General features: G+C 66.0%; 21 protein-coding genes. 13 read left to right on the top strand and 8 right to left on the bottom strand.

From position 1 onward, the window contains the following. Positions 1-126 precede the first annotated feature (126 nt). Together AAF184_03355 and AAF184_03350 are read left to right on the top strand one after the other, a co-directional pair. The gene (locus tag AAF184_03355) at positions 127-1,434 is read left to right on the top strand and encodes an ATP-grasp domain-containing protein (GenBank protein ID MEO0421346.1); all 1,308 of its coding nucleotides are present in this window, start codon (positions 127-129) and stop codon (positions 1,432-1,434) included. A 231-nt stretch (positions 1,435-1,665) separates the two neighbouring features. Continuing rightward, positions 1,666-2,352 carry a hypothetical protein gene (locus AAF184_03350; protein MEO0421345.1) on the top strand — a complete coding sequence of 229 codons (687 nt, stop codon included), beginning with the start codon at positions 1,666-1,668 and terminating at the stop codon, positions 2,350-2,352. 139 nt (positions 2,353-2,491) lie between these two features. Here AAF184_03350 and AAF184_03345 read toward each other — a convergent pair whose 3' ends face one another. After that, positions 2,492-3,007, bottom strand: a complete 516-nt coding sequence (locus AAF184_03345) for a DUF2059 domain-containing protein (GenBank protein ID MEO0421344.1) — start codon at positions 3,005-3,007, stop codon at positions 2,492-2,494. Positions 3,008-3,241: 234 nt separating this feature from the next. Here AAF184_03345 and AAF184_03340 point away from each other — a divergent pair, with 234 nt between their 5' ends. Beyond that, the gene (locus AAF184_03340; protein ID MEO0421343.1) at positions 3,242-4,459 is read left to right on the top strand and encodes an FAD-dependent oxidoreductase; all 1,218 of its coding nucleotides are present in this window, start codon (positions 3,242-3,244) and stop codon (positions 4,457-4,459) included. 137 nt (positions 4,460-4,596) lie between these two features. On the opposite strand, the gene arsN2 is transcribed toward AAF184_03340, so the two are convergent. After that, positions 4,597-5,034 carry an arsenic resistance N-acetyltransferase ArsN2 gene (gene arsN2 / locus AAF184_03335; GenBank protein MEO0421342.1) on the bottom strand — a complete coding sequence of 146 codons (438 nt, stop codon included), beginning with the start codon at positions 5,032-5,034 and terminating at the stop codon, positions 4,597-4,599. A gap of 149 nt (positions 5,035-5,183) precedes the next feature. On the opposite strand from arsN2, the gene AAF184_03330 reads away from it, so the two are divergent. Genes AAF184_03330 through AAF184_03320 form a run of 3 tightly spaced genes read left to right on the top strand, consistent with a single transcriptional unit; the run spans position 5,184 to position 7,335 of the window. Further along, positions 5,184-5,684: a hypothetical protein gene (locus tag AAF184_03330; GenBank protein MEO0421341.1), complete on the top strand. Its 501-nt coding sequence runs from the start codon at positions 5,184-5,186 to the stop codon at positions 5,682-5,684. Beyond that, positions 5,681-6,613: an aldo/keto reductase gene (locus AAF184_03325; protein ID MEO0421340.1), complete on the top strand. Its 933-nt coding sequence runs from the start codon at positions 5,681-5,683 to the stop codon at positions 6,611-6,613. Before AAF184_03330 ends, AAF184_03325 begins: the two co-directional genes overlap by 4 nt. Further along, a complete protein-coding gene (locus AAF184_03320; GenBank protein MEO0421339.1) occupies positions 6,610-7,335 on the top strand; it encodes a DUF6064 family protein in 726 nt (241 codons plus the stop codon). Before AAF184_03325 ends, AAF184_03320 begins: the two co-directional genes overlap by 4 nt. A 59-nt stretch (positions 7,336-7,394) precedes the next feature. Here the strand turns inward: AAF184_03320 and AAF184_03315 are convergent, their stop codons facing one another. The 6 genes from AAF184_03315 to AAF184_03290 all read right to left on the bottom strand — a co-directional run bounded on the left by AAF184_03315 (position 7,395) and on the right by AAF184_03290 (position 14,532). Further along, the gene (locus tag AAF184_03315; GenBank protein MEO0421338.1) at positions 7,395-10,502 is read right to left on the bottom strand and encodes a PA domain-containing protein; all 3,108 of its coding nucleotides are present in this window, start codon (positions 10,500-10,502) and stop codon (positions 7,395-7,397) included. After that, positions 10,499-11,809: a S8 family serine peptidase gene (locus tag AAF184_03310; protein MEO0421337.1), complete on the bottom strand. Its 1,311-nt coding sequence runs from the start codon at positions 11,807-11,809 to the stop codon at positions 10,499-10,501. The genes AAF184_03315 and AAF184_03310 overlap by 4 nt, the downstream gene beginning before the upstream one ends. Before the next feature lie 245 nt (positions 11,810-12,054). After that, the gene (locus AAF184_03305; GenBank protein ID MEO0421336.1) at positions 12,055-12,810 is read right to left on the bottom strand and encodes an RES family NAD+ phosphorylase; all 756 of its coding nucleotides are present in this window, start codon (positions 12,808-12,810) and stop codon (positions 12,055-12,057) included. Continuing rightward, positions 12,807-13,211: an MbcA/ParS/Xre antitoxin family protein gene (locus AAF184_03300; GenBank protein MEO0421335.1), complete on the bottom strand. Its 405-nt coding sequence runs from the start codon at positions 13,209-13,211 to the stop codon at positions 12,807-12,809. Before AAF184_03300 ends, AAF184_03305 begins: the two co-directional genes overlap by 4 nt. 150 nt (positions 13,212-13,361) lie before the next feature. Beyond that, complete coding sequence (locus AAF184_03295) at positions 13,362-13,919, bottom strand: YbhB/YbcL family Raf kinase inhibitor-like protein (GenBank protein MEO0421334.1); 558 nt, start codon at positions 13,917-13,919, stop codon at positions 13,362-13,364. Between the two features lie 25 nt (positions 13,920-13,944). Further along, entirely contained in the window at positions 13,945-14,532 is a 588-nt protein-coding gene (locus AAF184_03290) for a biliverdin-producing heme oxygenase (protein MEO0421333.1), read from the bottom strand. Positions 14,533-15,089: 557 nt separating this feature from the next. Here AAF184_03290 and AAF184_03285 point away from each other — a divergent pair. From AAF184_03285 to AAF184_03255, 7 genes are all read left to right on the top strand, one after another. Next, positions 15,090-15,647, top strand: a complete 558-nt coding sequence (locus tag AAF184_03285) for a polysaccharide biosynthesis/export family protein (protein MEO0421332.1) — start codon at positions 15,090-15,092, stop codon at positions 15,645-15,647. Continuing rightward, positions 15,628-16,956, top strand: coding sequence for a hypothetical protein (locus AAF184_03280; protein MEO0421331.1), 1,329 nt, complete (start codon positions 15,628-15,630; stop codon positions 16,954-16,956). The genes AAF184_03285 and AAF184_03280 overlap by 20 nt, the downstream gene beginning before the upstream one ends. A gap of 69 nt (positions 16,957-17,025) precedes the next feature. Continuing rightward, a complete protein-coding gene (locus tag AAF184_03275; protein MEO0421330.1) occupies positions 17,026-18,753 on the top strand; it encodes a hypothetical protein in 1,728 nt (575 codons plus the stop codon). 67 nt (positions 18,754-18,820) lie between these two features. Beyond that, positions 18,821-19,642, top strand: a complete 822-nt coding sequence (locus AAF184_03270) for a P-loop NTPase (GenBank protein ID MEO0421329.1) — start codon at positions 18,821-18,823, stop codon at positions 19,640-19,642. A gap of 45 nt (positions 19,643-19,687) precedes the next feature. Further along, the gene (locus AAF184_03265; GenBank protein MEO0421328.1) at positions 19,688-20,530 is read left to right on the top strand and encodes an AAA family ATPase; all 843 of its coding nucleotides are present in this window, start codon (positions 19,688-19,690) and stop codon (positions 20,528-20,530) included. Between the two features lie 91 nt (positions 20,531-20,621). Next, the gene (locus AAF184_03260; protein MEO0421327.1) at positions 20,622-21,551 is read left to right on the top strand and encodes a TIGR03790 family protein; all 930 of its coding nucleotides are present in this window, start codon (positions 20,622-20,624) and stop codon (positions 21,549-21,551) included. Next, entirely contained in the window at positions 21,551-22,972 is a 1,422-nt protein-coding gene (locus tag AAF184_03255) for an O-antigen ligase family protein (GenBank protein MEO0421326.1), read from the top strand. The genes AAF184_03260 and AAF184_03255 overlap by 1 nt, the downstream gene beginning before the upstream one ends. Position 22,973: the final 1 nt, after the last annotated feature.

Raw genomic sequence — 22,973 nt, 5'->3', positions numbered from 1 at the left:
CTTGGTGCGTCCCGGCTCGGCCTCCCGACCTGCAGGCGATATCCGCCACTTCCACCGGCGGTTCGATGGCGACATCACCCGGTCGTCGTCCACACGATGCTGGTGATCTAAGGAGAGACCCACGCCGTGCCTCTCCTCCCGCAGTACAAAGTGATCCATGCCCCGCCCAAGGTGGCGGACTCAACCGTGTCGTTAGGTAATCGCGACACCCGCCGCGAGACCACCGTGCTGCTCACGCTGGGGCGCCTGCCCAAGGCCCTCGCGATGGCGAGGAGTCTGGCTGCCGCCGGCTGTCGGGTCATCGTCGCTGAGCCCTTCCGCATGCCCATCTGTCGCCTGTCCCGCGCCGTAGCGCGCACCTATCGGGTGACCGCCCCCAACCGGGATCTGAGCCGATATCAGGACGAGTTGCTCGACATCATTCGGCACGAGCAAATCGATCTTGTGCTGCCGATCTCCGAGGAGGCGATGTACGTGGTGTCCATGGCGCCGCGTTTGCCATTGGGGGTGCAGGTGTTCTCGCCCTGCGCGGCCACCCTGATGGCGTTGCACGACAAGCTTGCGTTTGCGCGTAAGGCGGCAAGCTTCGGGCTCGATGTGCCTGATACCTATCCCCTGGACGACCCTGCTGCCGAGCGCCTCTCGCGCACCGGGCCCTACGTGGTCAAACCCACCCATTCGTGCTCGGGGATCGGCCTGCAATTGCTCGAACGCGGGGCACCCTTGCCAGCGCCCACGCGACCCGGGGACCACGTGGCGCAACGCTTCGTCTCAGGCGATCATGTGAGCACCTTCTCCATCGCGCGCGAAGGCGAGATCCGTGCGACGGTGATCTATCGCGGCAAAGTGATCACCCGCACGTCGGCAGTGTGCTTTGAGCGAGTCCGCCAACTGCCCTGCGTCGCTGAGTGGGTCGAACGCTTCGTGCGCCAGGCAGACTACAGCGGGTTCATTTCCTTCGACTTCATCGTCGAGGGCGGTCGTGCCTGGGCCATCGAGTGCAACCCACGTCTCACCAGTGGCATGCACTTCCTGGAAGGCGAATACGTGGCGGGGCAAGTGCTGCGGCCGTTCGAGGCGCCGCCGGCCACCTTCTCCGCCCACGATCTGCAACAGCAGTTCTACACCACGCTCGCCAAGACCTGCAGCAGTCTCCTGCACCCGCGTCGTTTGGCGATGTACTTGAGCCACCTGTTGCGCGCGCGTGATGTGATGTGGTCAGTACGCGATCCGTTGCCCTTCTTGCTGAGCATGCCGGCGTGCTACGAGGTGCTCGGGCAGACCTGGTTCGGGGGGCGCACCTTCGGCGAGGCGGTCACCGACGATATCGCGTGGTTTGGCGAAGGCGATTTCGACGCGCTCCGACAGATGGAGGGTGGGGAACGCGAAGTCGTGACGGAGGTTCCTGTCCTGCAACAGCGCGATGCCTCATAGCCCGTTCGAATGAACGGGTTGCGCGCGCATTATTTGCCGCCGAAGCAGGGGGCGGATGACGGATCAACGGGGCGGACCCCAACGCATGACGCGATAGGGGCCGGGAAGAGCCAAGTATTTGACGTCGGCGCGGTCCATCCCTCTTTCCACGAGACTATTATTGAGTCGATGGCTGCGGGAGTCCGTCAGCCTCTCATATAACAGCACCTAATCGATTTGCGGAGAAGGCCCATGCCGATCGCGCGTTTGTACGAGACAGAGCAGCAGGCCCAGGACGCCGCTCAGAAGCTCAGGGACGAGTTTCCATACAGCAATGTCCACCTGATCACGCCGTCGTCTGGGGGTGATGCCGCCGCCACGCTGGTGGGGGCACGGTTCGAGGCTGAGCAAGCAGCGGCCTACGCGGCGGAGGTCGCCCAAGGGCGGTCGCTGGTCGCGACGAGCCCTGACTTCGGCAGCGGCGCCCGGACCAGTGCCTTGCTTGAGGAGTTCGGCCCGATCGCGATGGCGGTGCCGGCTAAGAGCACACGCACCCGGGGCAACGCGCGCTACACACCTTTCTCGGACCTCATCGGCGCCAAGCTGCTGACCTCCAACACCCGCCAGGCCTGGTGGTTCACGGAGGATCAGATCAAGCGCCCGGACGTCACGAGTCTTGGTATCCCGCGTCTGCAGAGCAATTACAACCTGAGCTTCGGCATTCCGCGCTTGCAGCGGAAGTACAACTGGAGCTTTGGCATCCCGCGTCTGCAACGCAACTACAACCTGAGCCTCGGCATCCCGCGTTTGAATCGGAACTACAACCTGAGCTTCGGCATTCCGCGTTTGAATCGGAACTACAACCTGAGCTTCGGCATTCCGCGCCTGATCTACAACCGCAACCCGCAGGTGGAATCCGGCTCCTGGCGGTCGCCCTAGGCGTCCGATCGCTTAGCACTCTGGCTAGAGACGAAAGGGCACGGCATTGCTGCCGTGCCCTTTTCTATTGCGCCCTTGCTCAGGCGCACTCCATGCACGGCGTTGAGCACGATCGCCGCCGTAGCAGGCAAGCTCGAGGCTAGTTGGCCGCTTCTTTCACCGCCGCCTCGATCTCCTGCTGCATGCCGCTCATCAGCTGCTGTATCTGCGGCATCATCGCCTGCATCTCCTGCTGACCCACCACCATGGCTTCCTGCATCAGCAAGGGCATCTTCGAGAGCACTACCTGCCCGAGGTCCGACTGGTAGAACGTCACCAGATCGAGAATTTCCTGGTTGGTGAGCACGGACTCGTAGATTGCGGCGTACTTGAGCTTCATCTTCTCCCAGTCCATGCGCGAGAAGGTAAGTTCGGTCAGATCGCTTAGGTAGCGGTTTATGATCTCGTCAACTTCAGCGGGCACATCGGTGCCTGCGAGCTGCTGGGTGATCATGAGCTTCACCTGCTGCTGCATCTGGTTGTTTATCTGTGCCGTCATGTCCGCCATGTTGGTCACTTCGAACAACTCGAAAACGGGGCGGTTGGGTTCGGCAGCGGCGGCGCTCGTCGCGAGCGCGAGCAGCGAGCACACGAGCGTTGCGGTGAGGAGTTTCATCGTCGCGTCCTTGATAAGAAATTCGATAAGTGAGTGAGGGAAGGGCTTCGCTGCAGGATGATAGCAGTGGATTTGTTGGCCTGGCGGTGCTCGCGTAGCGTGCAAGAAATTCAAGTGGTTGTTCGGGCGAATCTGCTGGAAATGCCTTGCGGCGGCGAGCTGACGTCGTTGATCTAGTCGCCCGACTGGGCGATCTTAGGTGCCGTATCGAGTATGGCGCGGGGGAGACAAGCGGTGGATCGGCGTACCTTGCTGAAGGGGCTTCTTGCGGGTGCTCCCCTGGTGGGCGTGTCTGCGCTACGCGGAGCCACGCGTCTTCGCGTGGTGGTTGCGGGTGCGGGGATCGTGGGGGCGTCGGCCGCCTACCACCTGGCGCGGGCCGGGGCCGCCGTCACCGTCATCGATCAAGTCGGCCCTGCCACCCGCGCCAGCCGTGGCACCTTCGCCTGGATCAACGCCACCTGGGCCAAGCAGCCGCGCCACTACCATGGCTTGAGCCAGCAGGCGGTGGAGGACTGGCACGCGCTGCAAGGGGTGCTGAAGCTCCCGATCCGCTGGGAGGGATCGATCGAGTGGTTTGCGACCGCCGAGCGTCAGGCCCGGCTGGCGGCGGACATCGAGGAGCAGATCGCCTGGGGCGAGCCAGCCAGAATGGTCGAGGCAGCGGACCTTGCGGCGCTGGAGCCTGCGCTTCGAGCCTATCCCAGCGCGGTGGCCTTCTCGCCGCGCGACGGTGCTGTCGACCCCGTGCTCGCGACGCAGCGCCTGCTGGCCGCGGCCGTCGAGTCAGGCGCCCAGGTGCACTACCCCAGGCGCCTTCTGGGGGTGGCGATGGCCGGCGATCGCCTGCAGTCGGTGGAGACGAGCGCCGGGCAGATCCCCGCCGACAGGCTGGTGCTCGCCACGGGGGCGGCGGGGGAACTGACGGAGGCCGTCTCGGGCGTGGCGGTGCCTCAGCGCTCGACGCCGGGCGTGATCGCCTTTACGCCGCCGATGGCGCCGGTGGTTCGTCGCGTGGTGGCGGCGCCAGGGGTACATCTGCATCAGCGAGACGACGGTCGCGTGGTGCTCGGCGAGCAGGACGGTGCGCCGGACACGGCACGCCACGCACAGCGCTTGGCGGGCCGTCCTAACGACTTCCCGTCCACGTTTCTCGCTCGTCAGCACGGCCAGCGAATGCTGGCGACCGCCGCTAGGTTCATCCCGGCCCTAGGTGAGGCCAAGATCGAAAGCGCCGTCATCGGCTGGCGGCCACTACCGCTCGACGGTCATCCCGTGCTCGGCCGCAGTCCACGGCGAGCGGACGTATATGTGGCGGTCATGCACAGCGGCGTCACCTTGGCGCCGCTCGCTGGCCGTGTGATCGCCGAGGAACTGGTCGGCGAGCAGGCTCTCGCCTCCTTGGCCCCGTACCGACCCGGTCGTCCCTTCGAGCGCGTGAAGCGCTACTAGCAGCCTGTTGAAGTGTCTCAGGCGGCACGATCCGGCGTTGGAAATCGACTCAAGATGCTCATGTACTGTTTGTACACTGCGCTTTTTCGTCGGTTTCCGCCTTGTCTCGCACTCGCCTGAGACACTTCAACAGGCAGCTAGGCCTTCGAGACGAGGCGTTTGCACATCACCGTGGCGCTCGCCGGGCAGAGCGATGAGAACTGGCGGCTGGTGCGGATCGCGTCCGGCACCTCGTCGCGCGCTCGCGTCACGTAGCCGAGGCGGGCGAAGAACCCCTCCGCGGTTTCGGTGAGCAGGTAGAGTTCCTTAAGCCCGTGCTGGGAGGCAGCGAGTTCCAGGGCCTCGACCAACGTACCTGCGAGGCCACGTCCGCGACGCGTCGGCGCCGTGGCCACGGAGCGAATCAGCGCCGTCTCGCCGCAGCGCTCCAGTCCACCCACCACCTCGATGTGGCCGTGCGCCTCGCGCACGAGGAACCAGGACAGATCCAGTTGTTCGAGATCGTCGGTGGGTAGGCCGTTGGCGGCGAGGAGGTCGGCGATGGCGGGCAGGTGGGTGGAATTGGGAGGTCTCATGGCGTTCGGTCGAGGGCAAAAGATCAGCGGGCTTGGTGCACGACGGGGCTGGCCGCGCACGAATGTCCATCATAGCAAGCGGGCGCGCACGGAGCACGGCAGCCAGTGCCCGCTCGCTCACGACTACCTTCGGAACCCCAGTCCACGAGGTGAGTCAAAATGGCATTCAGGGCGCGCGGCGGGAGTTGGAGTTCGATGATCGCATCGTGCACGTCAAGGCAGCCGCGGTGACGGACGCGTGTCGAGATGATCCGCCGTGGCGATGGCTCTCCTTCATCGCCCACCTGCTGTTCTTTCTCGCCGCCTGGTCCCTGTTCATCAAGTACCTCTTTCCGATGGCCTTCGCGATGGCTCGGGGAGAGGCGCTGGTCACCTACGTCTACTGGGACTTCTGGCCCCTGGTGCACATCTGGTTGGGTTGGGCCCTCCTGAGGCGGCCGTGGTACGCGGGGTGGTTTGCGCTGATCGTGTCGATCGCGGAGATCCTCATCATCGTCACCTTGTTCGCACGCTTCCTGGCCGATCCCGACTGGAACATGTGGCGTAGCAACTGGTTCGTGAACAAGGTGTTCGTGCTCGGCAGCTTCCTGCTCCTGCTGGGGACGGTGATTCGCTACCGGCAGGCACTCCTGCAACGAGGTGAGGCATGAACATTCCGCGCCACAAACGACGCGACGTCCTGAAGCACTTCGCCCTCGGCATCGGCGCGATGGGGCTAGGCCCCCTGCTGCGGGCGGGTGCGGCCACCGCTGACCCGGGGCCGAGGATGGCGGACGGTCGCCGGTTGCCGCCGATCGGTATGGGCACCTGGATCTCCTTCAACGTGGGTGCCGACCCGGTGCTGCGGGGTGCGCGGGTAGAGGTGCTGCGCGCCTTCTTCGAGCTGGGGGGTGGGATGGTCGACTGTTCCCCTATGTACGGCTCGTCGGCCGAGGTGCTCGGCCATGCCCTGCAGCGCCTTGGCGTGCCCGATACGCTCTTCTCGGCCGAGAAGGTGTGGACGCGAAACGCCAGCGAGGCAGGTGAGCAGATCGAAGCCCAGCGCACTGCCTGGCGCGTGCCCGCCTTCGACCTCATGCAGGTGCACAACCTGATGGCGTGGGAGGCGCACCTGGACACCTTGGCCCAGCTCAAGGCGGACGGTGCCCTGCGCTACGTCGGGATCACCACCTCCCACGGCCGTCGTCACCGCGAGCTCGAGCGGGTGCTCGAGACGCGCGAGCTCGACTTTGTGCAGCTGACTTACAACATCACCCATCGGGAGGTGGAGCGGCGGCTGTTGCCGATCGCCCATGAGCGAGGCATCGCCGTGATCGCCAATCGGCCCTACGACGGCGGCGCGTTGATCCGGGCCTTGAAGCGTTCGCATCCCGTCCCCGCGTGGGCCCGCGAGGCCATCGGGTGCCAGACCTGGGCCGACTACCTGTTGCGCTTCGTCGTGTCGCATCCCGCCGTCGCCTGCGCCATTCCGGCCACCAGCCAAGTCGCCCACATGCGCGAGAACATGGGGGCGGGTGTCGGTCCGATGCCGGACCCGGAGCAACGCGCCCGCATGGTGCGTGAGGTGGAGGCGATTTGATCGGGGACTGGCTCACCTATCGGGCGGCCGATTTCGTTCCCTTCACCGCCGAGGTCTACTTCCGCCTGATCGAGCGGGTGAACGCGTCCGCCTGGCCCCTACACTTGTTGACGTTATCGGCTGCGATAGCCGCTCTGGCGTTGGTGTATCGAGGCGGGCAGCGCTTTGCAGCGCTCGCGCTGGCGGCGATGTGGGGATGGGTGGGCTACGCCTTTCTCCTGAGCGAGTACGCCAGCCTCAACTGGGCAGCGCGCCCCATCGCGTGGGCCTTCGGGCTGCAGGCGGTGTTGCTGTCAGGATTGCTCCTATCGAGTCGATTCGGCGGCGTACGGGATTCTCTGGGCCGTACGCGGTGGGTCGGCGGCGTACTCTGTCTGCTCGGGCTCTCCTATCCCTTGCTAGCGCTCTCTACGGGTGGCGGCTGGGGGCGCGCTGAGGTGGTGGGCATCCACCCCGACCCAACGGTGCTGTTGACCTTCGGCATTTGCCTGCTCACCCTTCGCGGGTGGCGCCTGTGGGCCTCGCTGATCCTGCCGGTAGGGTGGTGCTTGGTGAGTGCTATCACCTTGTGGGTACTGGGGGTGGCTTGGGCCCTGCCGTTCGCCGCCTGCGCTTTCGTCGCGTGCCTTGCGGGTGCGTATCGAAGGGGACCCCGCCAGGCGATCGATGATGGCTTGCGCGAGGCACAAAAAAGCCCCGACCGCGTGAGCGATCGGGGCTGACCGTTTCCTAACGCTCGGGCCGGGCGACTTGCGATCGCCCGGCCCGCCTGGCTAGCGGATCAAAGCTCCCCAGCGGGTCCCGGCGCTGCCCGGAACAGGGTGCGACCGATCTCGATGTCACCGTCGTCGACGGCGCCATCACAGTTCAGGTCGTACTCGCTGTACTCGGGCGGTTCGCTCGGGTTGCCGAAGCCTTCGTCACGGAACAGCAGCGAGTCCTGGAAGAACACGAAGCCGTCGTCGTTGAAGTCCGCATCGCAGTGGTTGCCGAAGCCGTCGCCATCGCTATCGCACTGGCTCTCGTTCGGGATCAACGTGCAGTTGTCGTCAGCGTCGGCGATGCCATCTTCATCGCTGTCGATGAACTCACCACCCACGGACACGCTCACGCTGGCCGTCTCGGCTTCGCTGCCGGCGTTGTCGACCACGCTCGTCACCGTCGTCTCCACATCACGGCCGGCCGCGGACGGATCCACGGACACCGAGAAGGTGAGCACGGCGGGGTCGAAGGTCACGCCCACGAGGTCGAAGCAGATGAAGTCACCATCGCTGATGGCCACATCGTTGAAGGCCGCCTGCGTGCCGATGGAGCCGTCCGGACCTTCCACGCCGATGGTGCCGACGCCATCAGCGAAGCCGCTGATGTTGTCGTAGGCGTAGATGATCTCGTAGGCACCCGGTGCGTCGTCAACGATGCCCCAGTACCAGGCTTCGTAGTCGATGCGGTCGGAGGTGTCGCCTGCTGGCCACGGCTCGAGGTTGTCGAACTCCACCAGGAACGCGCAGGGCTCACCGCCGCAGGTGAGGGTAATGGCGGTCACGCCGCGCTCGCCCTCAGGACCGTCGGACGGGCTCGAGACCATCTCCATGTCCCGCCAGAAGATGGCGGAGAGATCGTTCGGGTCGTCGAGCGACGGAATCGGCTGGTTGATCCACGGGTTGGGGCCCGGGGCGCCTTCGAAGAACACGAAGCCGTCGTCCGTGAAGGTCAGGCTGCCACGGTCGCTGCCGTAGAAGTTCACCTGCTCCGGATCGAGGCCGAAGGTGCCGGTGATGGTGTCACCCTCGGTGTCACTGGGCTCGAAGCCGAAGGCCGCGAGGTCGATGTAGCCACCGCCCTGGCCGACTTCCGGCATCGTGCACGCTGCATCTTCAGCGCTCGTGGTCACCGTGTAGCTGTTGGTCGCACCGTCGATGCTCGCCTGCACCACGGACCAGTCGATGGAGTCACCGTTCACGGTGACCTCACCGGCCGTGACCGCCACCGAATCCTCATCCAGCGAGAAGCCGTCAGGGATCGCGGTCTCGATCGCGTAGGCCAGATCTTCCGGCGTGGCGTTCGGCTGCACGGTGACGGTGAAGTTCAGCGTGTCGCCTACTTCGGCCATCATCGCGTCCACCTCGATGGCAACATCGTCAGTACCGCGCACCAAGGTCACGGGGATGTTGCCGATATCGCCCTCGTTGCCGGGGCCGGAGCCCAGGATGAGGTTGCCGTAGTAGATGTCGCCCGCCTCGGCATCGTCCAGATCGTAGAAGATCGAGAGATCGTAGGGGTCGAGCTCATCCACCGGGCCGCCGGGGCCTTCCGCGAAGAAGTTGCCGGTGCTCGGGGCCACGGCGGTAGCGTTGACGCTGGTCTCGTCCGTCGCGTCGGGCTCAGAGGCGGTGAAGTTGATCACGGCAGCCCACCAGGTGCCGCCCTCGACGTCCGCGACCTCACAGAACTCATCGCTGCCGCCTGTGCCGCTGTTGCAACGTTCCTCGTCGGCGGAGATATCGCCGTCGCCGTTGTCGTCGCGGCCTACGAACAGGTCAGCGTCCGGGGCTTCGGAGTCGAAGGTGCGCACGATCACGCGGATCGCATCGGCGGGCACTTCGAAGAAGCTCACGCCCACACCGTCGGGCTGGTCGTAGGGATCGAACTCACCCGTCTCACCGGTGATGGCGAGGCGCTCGGTGTCACCCTTGGACAGGCCGAAGGCCTCCACCTGCAGATCCGTCACCTCGATGGAGGCGATGGTCTCGGTGACGGAGCCGGCGTCGCGGCCGGTGTTGATGATCAGCTCGTTCGGCAGGTCACCGGCAGAGGGCGTCACCGCCACCTGCAGTTCCGTCGGCGGGTTGGCGCCGCCGGCGGGGGTCAGGACCAGCTCGGCGAAGGCGAACTCGCCGTTGGGCATGGCGGAGACGTCAGCCGTGACGGTGATCACCTGGGTCTCGCCGGCGTTCAGGGAGAACGAGGCTGGCTCGACGGTGACCGGGAAGTCGCCGTTGGAGCTGGAAGACCAGGTGTCGCTCACCGTGGCTTCCACGGTGCGCTCCCAGGAGCACAGGCTCAGGCACGCATCGTTGGCGAAGGACGCGATGTTCATGTCCTTCGGATCGCCGCCGGTGGCCGGGTTGGCCGCCTCGAAGCCAGCCGCCGTCTCGTCGAAGAGCAGGCTCGCGTTGGCCGCCTCGTTCACGCGTACGCGACCGCCACCGAAGTCGAAGGCGTCCGCCGGCGTGACGCCGTCTTCCTTGCGCATCTCCTGCACGCCCGTGCTCATGAGCGCGGAGAGGATCTCAGCATCGGTCCAGTCCGGCCGGGTCTGACGCAGCAGGGCCATGGAGCCAGCCACGTGCGGGCTGGACATGGAGGTACCGCCGAGGAAGGCGTACTCGATGCCGTCAGCGAAGGCTGCGTAGATGCTCACACCCGGTGCGGACACGTTGGGCGAGAGAAAGTCGAAGCCCGTGTAGGGCCCGCGGGAGCTGAAGTCGGCCATGATGTCGCCGGCCTCGGGGTCGGAGAAGGGCGCGCCGCCCTCGCCGATCGTGGCCGAGTGACCGCTGCCGCTGGCCAGCCAGGCCTTGAGCGGCGTGCCGTCTTCTTCAGCGATGTGGATCGCCGGGATCACGTGAGGATCGTCCGCCACGGACGTCGCGCCACCCGGCACGTTGGTCAGCACGCAGCCGGCGGCACCGCCGTCGCGCACGTTGATGCATTTCTGCACACGGGCGATAGCGCCGCGGTCGCAGACCACGATCTCACCGTTGGTCCAGGTGCCCGGCGGGAAGGCGTTCAGGCACTGCTCGGGATCCGGGTCGCCGTTGGCGTAGTCGCCAGCGTAGACGATCGGACCCGTGTAGCCCGGGCTCAGGGAGCGACCGGTGATGGTCATCGGGGGCGTGTCACCGCCGCCGAAGTCGCCAAGGGTCTTGGTCGGGAAGCGCGATCGTGGGTGCTGGCCGCGACGGCACCGTTCCAGGGGGCACCGTTGACCTCGGCCACGGTACCCACGCCGGGACCGTCGTTGCCGGCGGAGATGGCGAAGGAGATACCGGCGGCGCGGGCGTTCAGGGCACCGAGGGAGAGGCTAGCTTCCCAGGGGCTGCCCGGCGGGCTCGAGATGGACTTGTTGAGCACGTCCACGCCATCGAGGATGGCCTGGTCGATGGCGTTCAGCACGTCCGAGCTTGGGCACAGGGGGGCACACACGGAGTAGGCGATGAGGTTCGCGTGGGGGGCCACACCGGAGATGTTCACGGAGAACCCGGTGGGGTTGCCTTCCGCATCGAAGAACGGAACGTCGTCGACGAAGTTACCCGCAGCGGTGCTCGCCACGTGGGTGCCGTGACCGTCCGTGTCCTCGGAAGTGGGCGCGGGCGGGTTCGACCCCTGGGTGAAGTTGTAGCGACCGATCAGCTTGCTCGAGCAGACCAGGTCCGGCGTGTCGAAGCACTCACCCACGTAGACGCCATCGCCGTAGGGGTTGGTGTGCTCGTAGCCGTCCGAGCCCGCTGAGGCGAAGGACGGGTGATCGCCGTTGATGCCGCTGTCGATGATGCCGACGATGATGCCTTCACCGAGGGCAGCCTCGCCGGTGGCTTCACCGCTCCACACCTGCGGGGCGCCGATGAAGTTCGGCCCTGCATCGGTGTCCAGCTGCATCTCCACGCTACGCTCGACCATCGCCACGCCCGATAGGCGCGCGACGCGCTGGGCCTCGGCCTGCGTCATGCGCAGGGAGACGCCGTTGACGGCGGCAACGTAACGGTTGAGCGGCGCTGCGCTGCGGCCGAGCATGCGTGAGGTGCGGCTCAGGAACTTGTCCTGTTGCCCACGCAGGTATTGGACATAAGCGCGGCTGGCGGGGCTGCGAGCGTTCAGCTTGCGCTCCCCGCGGCGCGTATCCACGGCCGTGCGTGCGAGCCCGCGCACTCCGCCCGTGTAGGCGGCGAGAGCAGGCTCGGCGAGGGTGATGATGTAGACGTGTTCGCCGGTGAGGCCCCTTTCGGGCTGGAAGACTCGGCTGCCGACGCGCCCAGCATTGGGTTTGTTGGCAAGCGAGAGCTCCTTCATCTCGACCGGCTTGCTGAGCAAGGACCGCTGGTTGACTCCGTCGACGGACGCGTTTGCGCTACCCGCCATGAGGGTCACCAGCAGGGACGATGCGACGAGCGCCGTCCTGCCTGGCAAGGTCTGCATGGACTATGACTCCCCTAGTATTTTTCAGTTGAGCACGGACCACGCGTGAGGATCACCCGTCGTCCGTGACGGTTGTTCAGATCACCGAGCTTGATGTTGTTAGCGGGCGTCGCAGGCGCGACTCCCGATTCAGCAACCGGAACAACCGGTAGTTAGAACATACTTTTGCCGCGCGCGGTAGGGGGTATTGCGCGAAAGCGCAGTCCTGACGCCTGGTGCGTCGCGACAAGTTGACGGTGCGGGACCTAGGGGTTCGCGTCGGTCGCCGGCGCGCTGGCGTGCAAGCGCCACAACTCTCCGCTGGACGCGTCGCGCACGTAGTCGATGAGCGTGCCATCGAAGTGATAGCCGAGGTGTCGACCGGGCGTCAGAGGCAGGCGCACGACATCCGGCCAGAACACGGCGAGCGCCTCGCCCTGCTCGTCGCGCACGGCGGGGTAGACGATGCCGTCGCTCGCCGCCTCGCTGCGCAAGCGCCAGGCCAGGGCCTGGGAGGGGGCGTAGTTGACCGGGTCCAGGGCGTCGGCGAAGTCAGGCGCGGCGCGCAGATCGTGGAAGCGATGATCGACCTGGGCGATGAGCTCGCGCATCTGTACGAGCCACCCGGGCGCCTGCGCCGTGCTGCGATAGAAGGCGGCGAGGTGATGGGCCGTTTCGGCGACAGCGGTCTGGAAGCGGTTGGCGGCGTACCAGGCACCGTAGGTACCGTCGTGGAAACGGCCGGGGCGGTTCGTACTTACGTGAACGAACGGTGCCATCAGGTAGCTCGCGCCGGGGCCGCTCACGCGTCGTGCAACGGGGACCAGGTCCAGCCGCCCGACGTCGGCGCAGACCCGCGGATTGGTCTTCGCCTCGGCGGCGACGAGCAGGTCCCAATCCTCGGGGTCGGCGATGTCCTCGAACAGGTCGATCGGCGGGTAGCGGGTCGGCACGATGCGCCGCGCCTTGCTCCAACGCACCCGCGAGAGTGGTGGCGTCTCGCCCGAAGAGGATTGCTTCACCCGCGCACGGCGTCGAGGTAGTGACGCACTCTGAACAGGTCGGTTAGGTAACCGCCGAGCATGATGTCCAAGGCGCTGGCGCCGTCGAAGACGGTGTTCGGCTGGCGCACCCAAGCATGGGCGCGAGCCTTATCGGCGAACAGGATGCGCAGCGACTTGTGGATGCCGAGCAGGACGGACATGCGGGTGTTCTGATCGACCGATGCGCGGCCGATCGCGCCTTCCTTCCAGCGCGCGTAGGTACGCTTGGAGAGGCCGCCAAGCAGGATGCACGCCTGAGCATCGCTGACTTGCCAGAGGCGAAACAGATTGACCATGGCGCGCGCCATGGCGGCACTCTCCGCCAGCGTAATGGCGGGACCGTTGTCGAAGGGCGCTAGGCGCGGGATGGACTCGAGCATGGGTCTGATTCGTCACCAGAGATGACACTAGGCAGAAAATATCCAATTCAATGCCAAATGGCAATAGCGGTGCCAGCGCCCCTCGTCGTGGGCGTGCTTCCAGGGCAGCCGCCCCGAAGCTGCGGTCTTCCCGGTGTGGCGCAGACGCCGTCAGTTGCGTTCGTAGAGGGCTTCCAGGGTGGCGGATCCCAGCGAGTTGGCCATCACCATGTAGCCGGTGAGGGCGCCCGAAGGGTCCTCCGGCAGCTCGAGCATCTGAGACAGGGCGTAGACAGTGAATTGGTAGTGATGCACGCCATGGCCCTTCGGAGGGCAGGCACCGCCGAAGGCGGCCACACCGAAGTCGTTCTTGATGTGGCGGCTGCCGGCGGGCGCCGCGTCGCCGCTGGCCGAACCGGCCCCTGCGGGCAATTCAGTCACCGTCTTAGGAATGTTGATGAGCTGCCAGTGCCACCAGCCACTGCCGGTCGGTGCGTCCGGATCGTAGGCCATGATGGCGAAGGCCTCGGTGCCGGCGGGTGCGTTGGCCCAGGACAGTTGGGGTGAGCGATTGCCACCGTCGCACCCGAACCCGGTGAACTCCTGGGCCTTGCCCATGGGCTGTCCTTCGGTGATGTCGGTGCTGGACAAGCTGAACGAATCGGCATGTGCCTGCAGGCACAAGGGCATGGTGATCGCGAGGGCGATCGAGGCAAGCAATGAGCGCATGGGCATCCTCAAGCGGGTAGAGAGGTCATAGGGAACGGGGTGGGGCGATCGCGGTGGCCTGGTGGCTGACCTCTTCGGCGAGGTGAGCAAAGGTGCGCTGAGCGCCCGTTTCGAGTGATGGGTAGCGGCCGCCGTCCACCGTGTCCAGCGCGTCCGTGAGCGTTCGCCAGGTGGCGCGCGACGGTCCCGTCTGCAGAAAGCGGCGTGGCAGGCCGGGTTGGGAACGCGCCACGTGTCCTGCCAGCACCCGGCCGCCGAAGCCAGCGCCGTGCAGCACGTAGAGGGCACCGAGCACCGCGGCATCGTCCTCCAGCCAGGAGGCGTGGAGCGGATCGCGACACGGCCGCCATCCCGATTCTCGCAAGTCGTCGTCGAGGGCGGCGATCGGCGCGCCCAGGTTGAGCTCAGGGTAGGCCCTCAACTCGGCTCGACGAGTCTCCACGGCCGAGAAGAAACGCTGGTAGGCGACGAGAATCGCCAGGTAGGTGGCACGCTCGAGATCGGCGCTCAGCAGCGCGCCGAGCACCGGGTGATGATGCAGGGCGTTGTGCACCTCATCGGTCGCGGCCGCGAGGCGGACACGGACATGGCCGGGACGGTCGTTAGTGAGCACGCGATTCGCACTCCGACTCGCGCCGGGCGCTGGCGACCCCGCGCAGCGCTACGCGGTGGGGATCGGCATCCTGGACTGAGCGAGCAAGCACCGGGCGGCGGTCGTCCTTCTTGTGGTGGCCGGAGGCCGAGGGTTCGATGGTGGGGACACCACCGGTCGAGACATGGTAATCGCGAGGCACGTGTCGGCGTGAACCGGGGTCGCCGCCACGTCGTGCGCGAACCCGATTTTACCCTGCCGGTTATCCGCTCGCATCGTTCCGCGCAGTCGGGGCTCGGTGCACAATTGTTGACGTATCCGTTACGGCGGACGAACGGCGCACAGAGCACGCTTGGCGGCCGCCGCCGCGGGCAATTGCCCTTGGGTCCCGGGGCGATCACGAGGAAGCGGTCGATGCTCAGCCTGCCCAGGCACGCTCTTTAACCAGCCTTTAACTAGGCTCACCTCGGCGCCTGCGCTAAAGTGCGGCCCGACGGCGCTCTCAGACGCCGACCGAGATAACTAGAGACCACACGGGGTTTTCGATGATGAGGTTTGGTCTGTCCGGCGTTCGCTCGATGGCAGCGACGTTTGCTGCGGTACTGCTCGCCTCCCTGTCCGCGCTGGGATCGGCGCAGGCGCAGGAAGCCGGCGCCTACGCGCTCAATCCCGGCGACGTGCTGCGGATCTCCGTGTGGCGGGAAGAGGAGCTGTCGCGCGAGGTGATCGTGCGACCTGATGGTCGCATCACCTTCCCCCTGATCGGTGAGGTCGAGGCCGCCAAGCGCTCCGCCGAAGATGTGCGCACGGCGATAGTCGGCCGACTGGTCGACTTCATCCCGGATCCGGTGGTGACCGTGAGTGTGCTGTCCGCTCAGGGCAACAAGTTCTACGTGATCGGCAAGGTGCCGCGGCCCGGCGAGTACGCCATGGACAGGCCCATGACGGTAATTCAGGCGCTCGCCCTGGCCGGCGGTCTGGCCCAGTTCGCCAACGGCAATCGCATCCAAATCCTGCGCCGCGAAGACGGCGGCCGTCAGCGCGCAATCGCGTTCAAGTATTCCGACGTCGAGTCGGGCGATCGACTGGAGAGCAACATTGAGCTGCTTAGCGGTGATGTCATCGTCGTCCCCTAAAGACTGGGACGACCTGAGCGCGGTGAAGCTGAACGAGCGCCTCGTTCGACTCCTTACCGTCGGCCTCCTTTGCGCCACGGCGGCGCCGGTCAGTGCGGACTCGACGCTCACGGGCAGTCTCACCCAGCGCGGGATTTATGACTCAAGCCCGCGCTTGGCATCCACGGATACGGATTCCGTCAGCGGGTACATCCTCGAGCCGCGGGCCAATCTCGACTTCGTGGGCGAGCGTTGGGATGTCTCCAACGGCCTGCGCCTGACGTTCCCGTTCTACGATAACGATGACTTCAATCTGACGGAGCAGCGCTACGACCTCACGGCCACGCGAGCGCTGCCGCGAGGTGACTTCTCCATCACCGGGACCCTCGAGCGCGGCTCCACCCTGACCAACGGCTTGGTCGACGAGCTCGATGGCATCATCAACGACAACAACGAGCTCATCGCTACCCGTCGCAACAGCGCGATCGTGCGGCCGCAATGGGCGCATCAGCTCACCGAGCGCAACCAGGTGATCATCGGCGGCTCGGCCTCCATCGTCGATTTCGAGGACCGCACCTTCCCAGTCGATGTGGGCGATGGCCGCATCTTCGATGTCGACGCAGCGGGGCAGCTGTCCGACTATCGCTTCGACGGCGCGGACATCACGTTCCAGCGTGCCCTGTCCCAGCGAACGAACGTGTTCGCTACGGCCGCCGTCTCTCGCTTCCGGGCGGACGAGCGCGTGCTGCTCACGGGCTTGTCCATCACCGAGGAGGAAACCTCTAACTTCAGCCGCCAGCTGCAGTTGGGTGTGACCCACGCGTTCAGCCCGACCGTGAGCGGCACCTTCCGCGCCGGTGGCCGGATCGTGGACAGCGAGACCGACATCACCGATCTGCTCTTCGAGACGCCGACGCAGACCCTCGAGGACGACTCCAGCGGCGGTGTCTTCGATGCCGAACTCAACTGGACGCCCGAACGCATGCAGGTCAGCCTGCTCGCCTCGCGTACGATCGCGCCCTCGGGCATCGGCCAGCTCCTCGAGCAGGATCGGGTCTCGCTGCTGATCGTGCGCGAACTGCGCCCAGGCCTCACGGCGCGCCTGCGCGCCGGCTACATCGAGCGCAGCCGCGTGGCGGGCGGAGTGCCCTTCGACCGCGAGGTGGTGCGCGTGGACCCCACCTTGCGCTGGCGCTTTCGCGAGCACTGGGCGGTGGCTGCCGGCGCCCGCTACGCCAGCGTGCGTGATGCCAACGGCGATGAGCGAGACGGTGTGCGCCTGTTCGTGAATCTGATCTACGACTTCAGCAGATCGCCGATTTTCCGATAACGATATCAGGGCGTTAGCGCGACAGCGCGGACGCCACCCCAGCTTCCATTCAGTAGGAGATGCACAACCGTGCAGCAGGAGTCATCCGCGCCGCCGCCGCTCGAGAACCAGATCGCCCAGCTCATGGCCGCTCTGCGCCGCCGCCGCTGGCCCTTCCTGGCCGCCTTGGTGTGCGGCGTGCTGCTAACGCTGTTCGTCGCGCTGGTGTGGCCGGCCACCTATCGCTCGATGGCCACGATCTACGTAGAGCCCTCGGACATGACCGCGCAGACCGACGCCGCCGAGGAGCTGCCCGCCCGGCAGATCGCCCGGGTCACCCAGCGGGTCCTGACCACGGAGAAGCTGGCGCCCTTGCTGCGTGAGGTGCGCCTGTACGACAGCGAGGACCTCTCGCTGAGCGAGCGGGTGGACAAACTTCAGCAGAACTTCACCCTCGAGCAGTTCACCGCCGAGAGCGTCGACTCGCGCGGTCGCCCTACCGAGTCGGTCGTGACCTTCTCCCTCGCCTTCGACGATCCCGTGCCGACCACGGCGCAGCGGGTCGTTGGGCGCCTGGTCAGCCTGTACGAGCGGGAGAACATACTTATCCGCGAGTCTCGCTTCAGCGAACGTGCGCGGTTCCTCGGTAGTGAGGCGGGTCGCATCGAAGAGCAGATCCAGGCCCTAGAGCAGCAGCTCGCCCAGTTCCGCGCGGTCAACGAGGGCTCGCTCCCGGGCTCGTACGAGAGCAACAGTCAATTGCTGGCTCGGGTGGAGGCTGCGCGCCTGGAGACCGATCGTCGCCTGGCCGCGCAAGAGCAACGCATTATCTACCTAAGGGCGGAGTTGGCCACCGTGGCGGATCAACTCGCCGGCAGCGGTAGCCAGCGAGGGTTGTTACCCCGCGAGCAGCTGGTCGAGGCAGAGTCCCAGCTACGCTTGCTGAGTTCACGCTACGGCGAGAGTCACCCGGACGTCGTGGCCATGCGCCGGCAGGTGGAAGCCCTGCAGCGGGCTATCGAAAGCGGTCGCCTCGCTGACGAGGGCCCGGAGTTGGCCTCTGCCCGGGCGGAGCTGGCAGCGGCTCGCGAGCGCTACACGGACAACCACCCCGAGGTGGTTCGCCTGCAGCAGCAGGTGGCGGAGCTGGAGTCGCAGGCTGCGCAGGCCGGCGGCGCCGATGAGCTGCTCACGGACACGGAGATTCGCCTGCGGGCGGACCTTGCCACCGCGATCGCGGACGTCAACACCCTGCAGACCTCGAGGCAGGAGCAGACTCGGCAGATCGCCGAACTGGAGGCGGCCATCTCGCGCCTGCCCCAGGTGGAGCTGAACTACAGCACTATCAGCCGGGATCTGAGCAACCTGCAGAGCCAGTACCAGTCGGTGAAGGCCCAGGAACTCGACGCTCGCGTGGCCCAGCAGGTGGAGGAACAGCGACGCGGACAGCGTTTCGTGACCATCGAGGATCCGTCGCTGCCCTTCGAGCCCTACTCGCCTAATCGAGGGGCGATCCTGTTCCTCGGCCTGGTGATGAGCCTCTTCCTGGCGATTTTCCTCGCCGCGACGCTGGAGGCGTTGGACAGCACCGTGCGCGGTCGCAACGGGGTGATCGACGTGTTCGGTGACGCGCCCCTTGCCAGTATTCCCGTGATCGGGGCAACGCCCGCCATGACCGCCGGCGCGCGTTCGCAGGTGGCCTTGTTGACCGCGGCGGGTGTGTTCGCGGCGCTCCTCATCGGGCTCGCCCTCGTGCACGTGCTGATCGTGGAGCTGCCCACCCTGTGGGGGGTACTGACCCGGAGCATCGGCCTGTGAGCCTGCATGATCCACACAACGTGCTTTCACCGCGCTGGGCGCGGCTTCGTGAATCGGAAGTGAGCTGATGGAAAAGATCAAAGAAGCGCTCGACCGCGCACGTCGCGAGCGTAACGCCAACCAAACGGTAGCCCCGCGTCGGGTCGAGCGCACGGAGCCGACCTCCGGCGGGCAGCCGGCCGCCGCGGTGCGCTACACGCAGACCCGCGTCATCGGCACCGATGCCCAGGTGTTGGAACGCAACCGCATCGTCGCCCATCGCGACCGCGATCCTGGCGCCGATGCCTTCCGCATGCTGCGCACGCGGGTGCTGCAGTCGATGCGCTCGCATCGCTGGAACTCCCTGGCGGTGACCAGCCCGGGACCGGGGGAGGGCAAGTCCGTCACCGCTTTGAACCTGGCGATCAGCCTCTCCCGCGAGGTCAACCACACGGTGCTGCTGGTGGACCTGGATCTGCGACGCCCGAGCGTGCATCGCCTGCTCGGCTTCGAGAACGAGATCGAGGTGGGCATCGCCGACTACATGTTCTCCGAGCTGCCCCTATCGCAGGTGTTGGTCAATCCGGGCATGGATCGGCTCGTGATCCTGCCGGGTCGCGAAGGGCAGGAAGACGCCTCGGAGATGCTCTCCGCACCGAAGATGCATCAACTCATCGATGACATCACCCATCGCTATCCCGAGCGTCTGGTGATCTTCGATCTTCCGCCCGTATGCACCACGGACGACGTGCTCGCCTTCTCGCCCCTCGCCGACGCCTTCCTCCTGGTGGTGCGCGATGCGGGTACCCGCCAGCAGGAGTTGCGCCAGGCGGCTGAGCTGCTGAAGGACGTCAACCTGGCCGGCACCGTGCTCACCATGACCGACGGCGTGGCGGGCTACCCCTTGTGAGCACCCCGGGCCTCTCGTGGCGCCACGGGTCGGGGGTAACGCCCGATGTATGAGGCCTACTACGGCTTCTCCGAGAAGCCGTTCTCCCTGCTGCCGGACCCCGACTTCCTCTACCTCGGCGCCAAGCATCGCGCGGCGCTCACGATGCTTCAGTACGGCCTGATGAGCAACGCCGGCTTCACCGTGGTGACCGGTGAGATCGGCTCGGGCAAGACCACGCTCATCCGCCAGGTGCTGAACGAGATCGAGTCGGACATGACGGTGGGTCTGATCACCAACACGCACGAGTCCTTCGGTGAGCTCCTGCAGTGGGTGCTGATGGCCTTCAACCTGGAGTACAAGAACCTCGACAAGGTCGAGATGTACGAGCTGTTCATCAACTTCGTGATCGAGGAGTACGCCCAGTCGCGGCGCACCGTGTTGATTATCGATGAAGCGCAGAACCTCAGCGTGGAGACGCTCGAGGAGCTGCGCATGCTCTCCAACGTCAACGCCGACAAGAATCAGGTGCTGCAGCTCATCCTGGTAGGGCAGCCGCAGCTGCGCGACAAGCTTCGCAAACCCGAGCTCACCCAGTTCGCCCAGCGCATCCTCATCGCTCACCACCTGGATACGCTCAGCGTCGATGAGGCGCACGCGTACATTCGCCATCGCCTGCAGGTGGTGGGGGGAGATCCGGAGCTGTTCGACGAGAAGGCGCGCAAGCTGCTCTGGTACCACAGCCAGGGCGTGCCGCGGGTGATCAACTCCCTGTGCGATGTAACCCTCGTCTACGGCTATGCCGCGAACCTCTCGCAGATCGATGAGGGTCTGGTGAAGGAGGTGGTTCGGGACCGCAAGCAAGGGGGCATCTTCACCGGTGGCGACGAGCAAGAAGCAGTCGGCTAGGGCCGCGCCCCGCTTGGCGCTGGCCGGCGTTCTGGCCTGGCTGGTCGGGGCCGCGACTTCGTGGGCGGCCTTCAGTCCGCACGAGGTCGCCGTGATCGCCAATGCGAACGATCCCCTTAGCCTGCGCCTCGCTCAGCACTACGTGGAGGAACGGGGCATTCCGCCCGACCAGTTGATCGAGGTGGCGCTACCGCCGGATCAGCCCCGGGTGAATGCCGATCGCCTGACGCGTATTCGCAGGCAGGTGCTGGCGCAGACGCCGGCCCACGTGCAGGCCTACGTGCTGGCGTGGATGCGACCCTATCGGGTGAAGTGCATGTCCATGACGACGGCCTTTGCGGCCGGTTTCGACGAGCAGTGGTGTGCCAAGCCCTGCGGGCAGACGCGACGCTCGGCGTACTTCGACAGCGACAGCGCGATGCCCTGGCAGGACCACGGTATCCGTCCCGCCATGCTGTTGGCGGCGCGGAATGAGAAAGAGGGGCGGGCCCTGGTCGAGCGTGGGCGCGCCGCGGACGGCACCCAGCCCACGGGCACGGGCTACCTGGTGCAGACCAGCGATCGCCGGCGCAGTGTGAGGGCGGTCGCCTTTGATGACCTGGTGACCGAGTGGACTGGCACCCTACGCCTTCGCCACGAGCGAACGGATGCCCTGCGTGGACGCGACGACGTGCTCTTCTACTTCACGGGCGCCAAGGAGGTGGCGGGGCTGAAGAGCAATCGTTTCCTCCCCGGCGCCGTCGCCGATCACCTCACCTCGAGCGGAGGCCGCTTGGACGACAGCCCTCAGATGAGCGCCCTGCGCTGGCTCGAAGCCGGGGCGACGGCGAGCTACGGCACGGTGGCAGAGCCCTGCGCCTATCGAGAGAAGTTCCCCGACCCCGCCGTGCTCCTGCGCCGTTACCATGGCGGTGAGAGCCTGATCGAGGCGTACTGGAAGAGCGTGGCGATGCCGGGGCAGGGCATCTTCATCGGCGAGCCGCTCGCGCGGCCGTTCACGAGCATGGGCGATCAATCCTGATGATGGACCTCATCAACGAACACGGCATCCAGCTCGCCTTCGGCCTGCTCGGCGCGCTGTCGGTGTTCGTGGCGAGCTACGCGCTGCCCGAACGTTACCCGATCGCGTTGCTGGTCCTGATGCTGCCGTTCCAGCTCATTGCCTCGCGCTACGGCACCCTCAACGTGGGGATGGTGTACCTCACATTTGCCGCGTTCTTGTTCCAGGGGCGCCTGCGCGAGGTGCCCTATCTGTTGCCCACCAGCTTGGTGGTGCTGGCCTACCTGCTGTCAGTGGCCACCAGCATCCCCTCCACCTACGGGCAGCAGGTGATTTACCTGTTCAACGTCTTCTCCGGGTTCGCCTTCTTCTATCTGCTGTTCAATCACTTTCGGCGCTTCCCGGATCCGCAGTTCGTGCTCAAGCTCCTGATCGGACTGGACGTGGCCGTATTGCTGTTCTTCGCCGTTCAGATCACCCTCGGGTTCGATGCGGTGAACGTGTTCGGCGTCTCCGAGTGGTCCGTCGGGCGCAACCTCGAGGACAAGGGACGCTTGCTGGGGCCCTTCGGCCCGGCGGGACCGAACGCGGGTTTTCTGGTCCTGCAGTGTCTGATCCTGGGCTACGCCTTGATGCGTTTGCCGGGCCTCACCACGCGCGCGCTGCTCGTGGCGTTGCTGTTCGCCAACGTGGCGATGCTGATCGCGACGGGCTCGCGGGGCGGCTTCCTGGCGCTGATCTTCGGGGCTGCGATGTTCCTCATCGTCTTCCGCCGCACCCTCGGCGCCGCCAGGGTCATCACCGCGTTCGCGGCGGGGGCGGTCTCGGTGGTGATCGCCGGCTTGATCATCGTCACCTACACGCCCTTCGACACGCTGTTCACCCGCCTCGCGGGTACGGAGTTCCAGGGGCTGGTGCCGGATAGCCGCAGCGGGTGGTTCGAGGTGATCGAGCGTATCCCCGATGCGCTCACCTTCGGCCACGGACCGCGCATCGTGCTCGAGTACATGACGCCAAGGTTTCTGCGCGAGGTGTACATCGGCTATCCCCACAACCTCTACCTGTTCCTGCTCTACTCCTTGGGGCTGGTAGGGTTCATCGCTTGGATGGCCTGGTTCGCGACCGCGGGCCTGCATTGGTTGCGCGCTTCGCGGTGGGAGCGTGCCCAGGACATGGCGTCCGAGTTTCCGCGCCTGGGGGTGGTGGTGTTGCTCACCTTCCTGTTCGACTCGATGAAGATCGAGTTTCTGCGCTTCCAGGTGGTGGACTACCAGCACTACGTCTTCACCTTGCTGGCCATCTTCTCCGCCTTCAGCGTCCACTCCCTGCAGCGCTATCGCCAGCCGGTGACCACGCGACTGGCGGCGCGACCCGCAGTGGCCGGTGGCGCGGGTGCGCTTTCGCCGGCGGGCGCCCTCGGCCGCACGCCCACGGCGGGCTGAG

It is taken from the genome of Pseudomonadota bacterium (assembly GCA_039815145.1).
Lineage (GTDB): Bacteria > Pseudomonadota > Gammaproteobacteria > Steroidobacterales > JBCBZW01 > JBCBZW01.
Note: the sequence above shows the minus strand (reverse complement) of the source record. Positions and strands in the feature narration are given on the sequence as shown.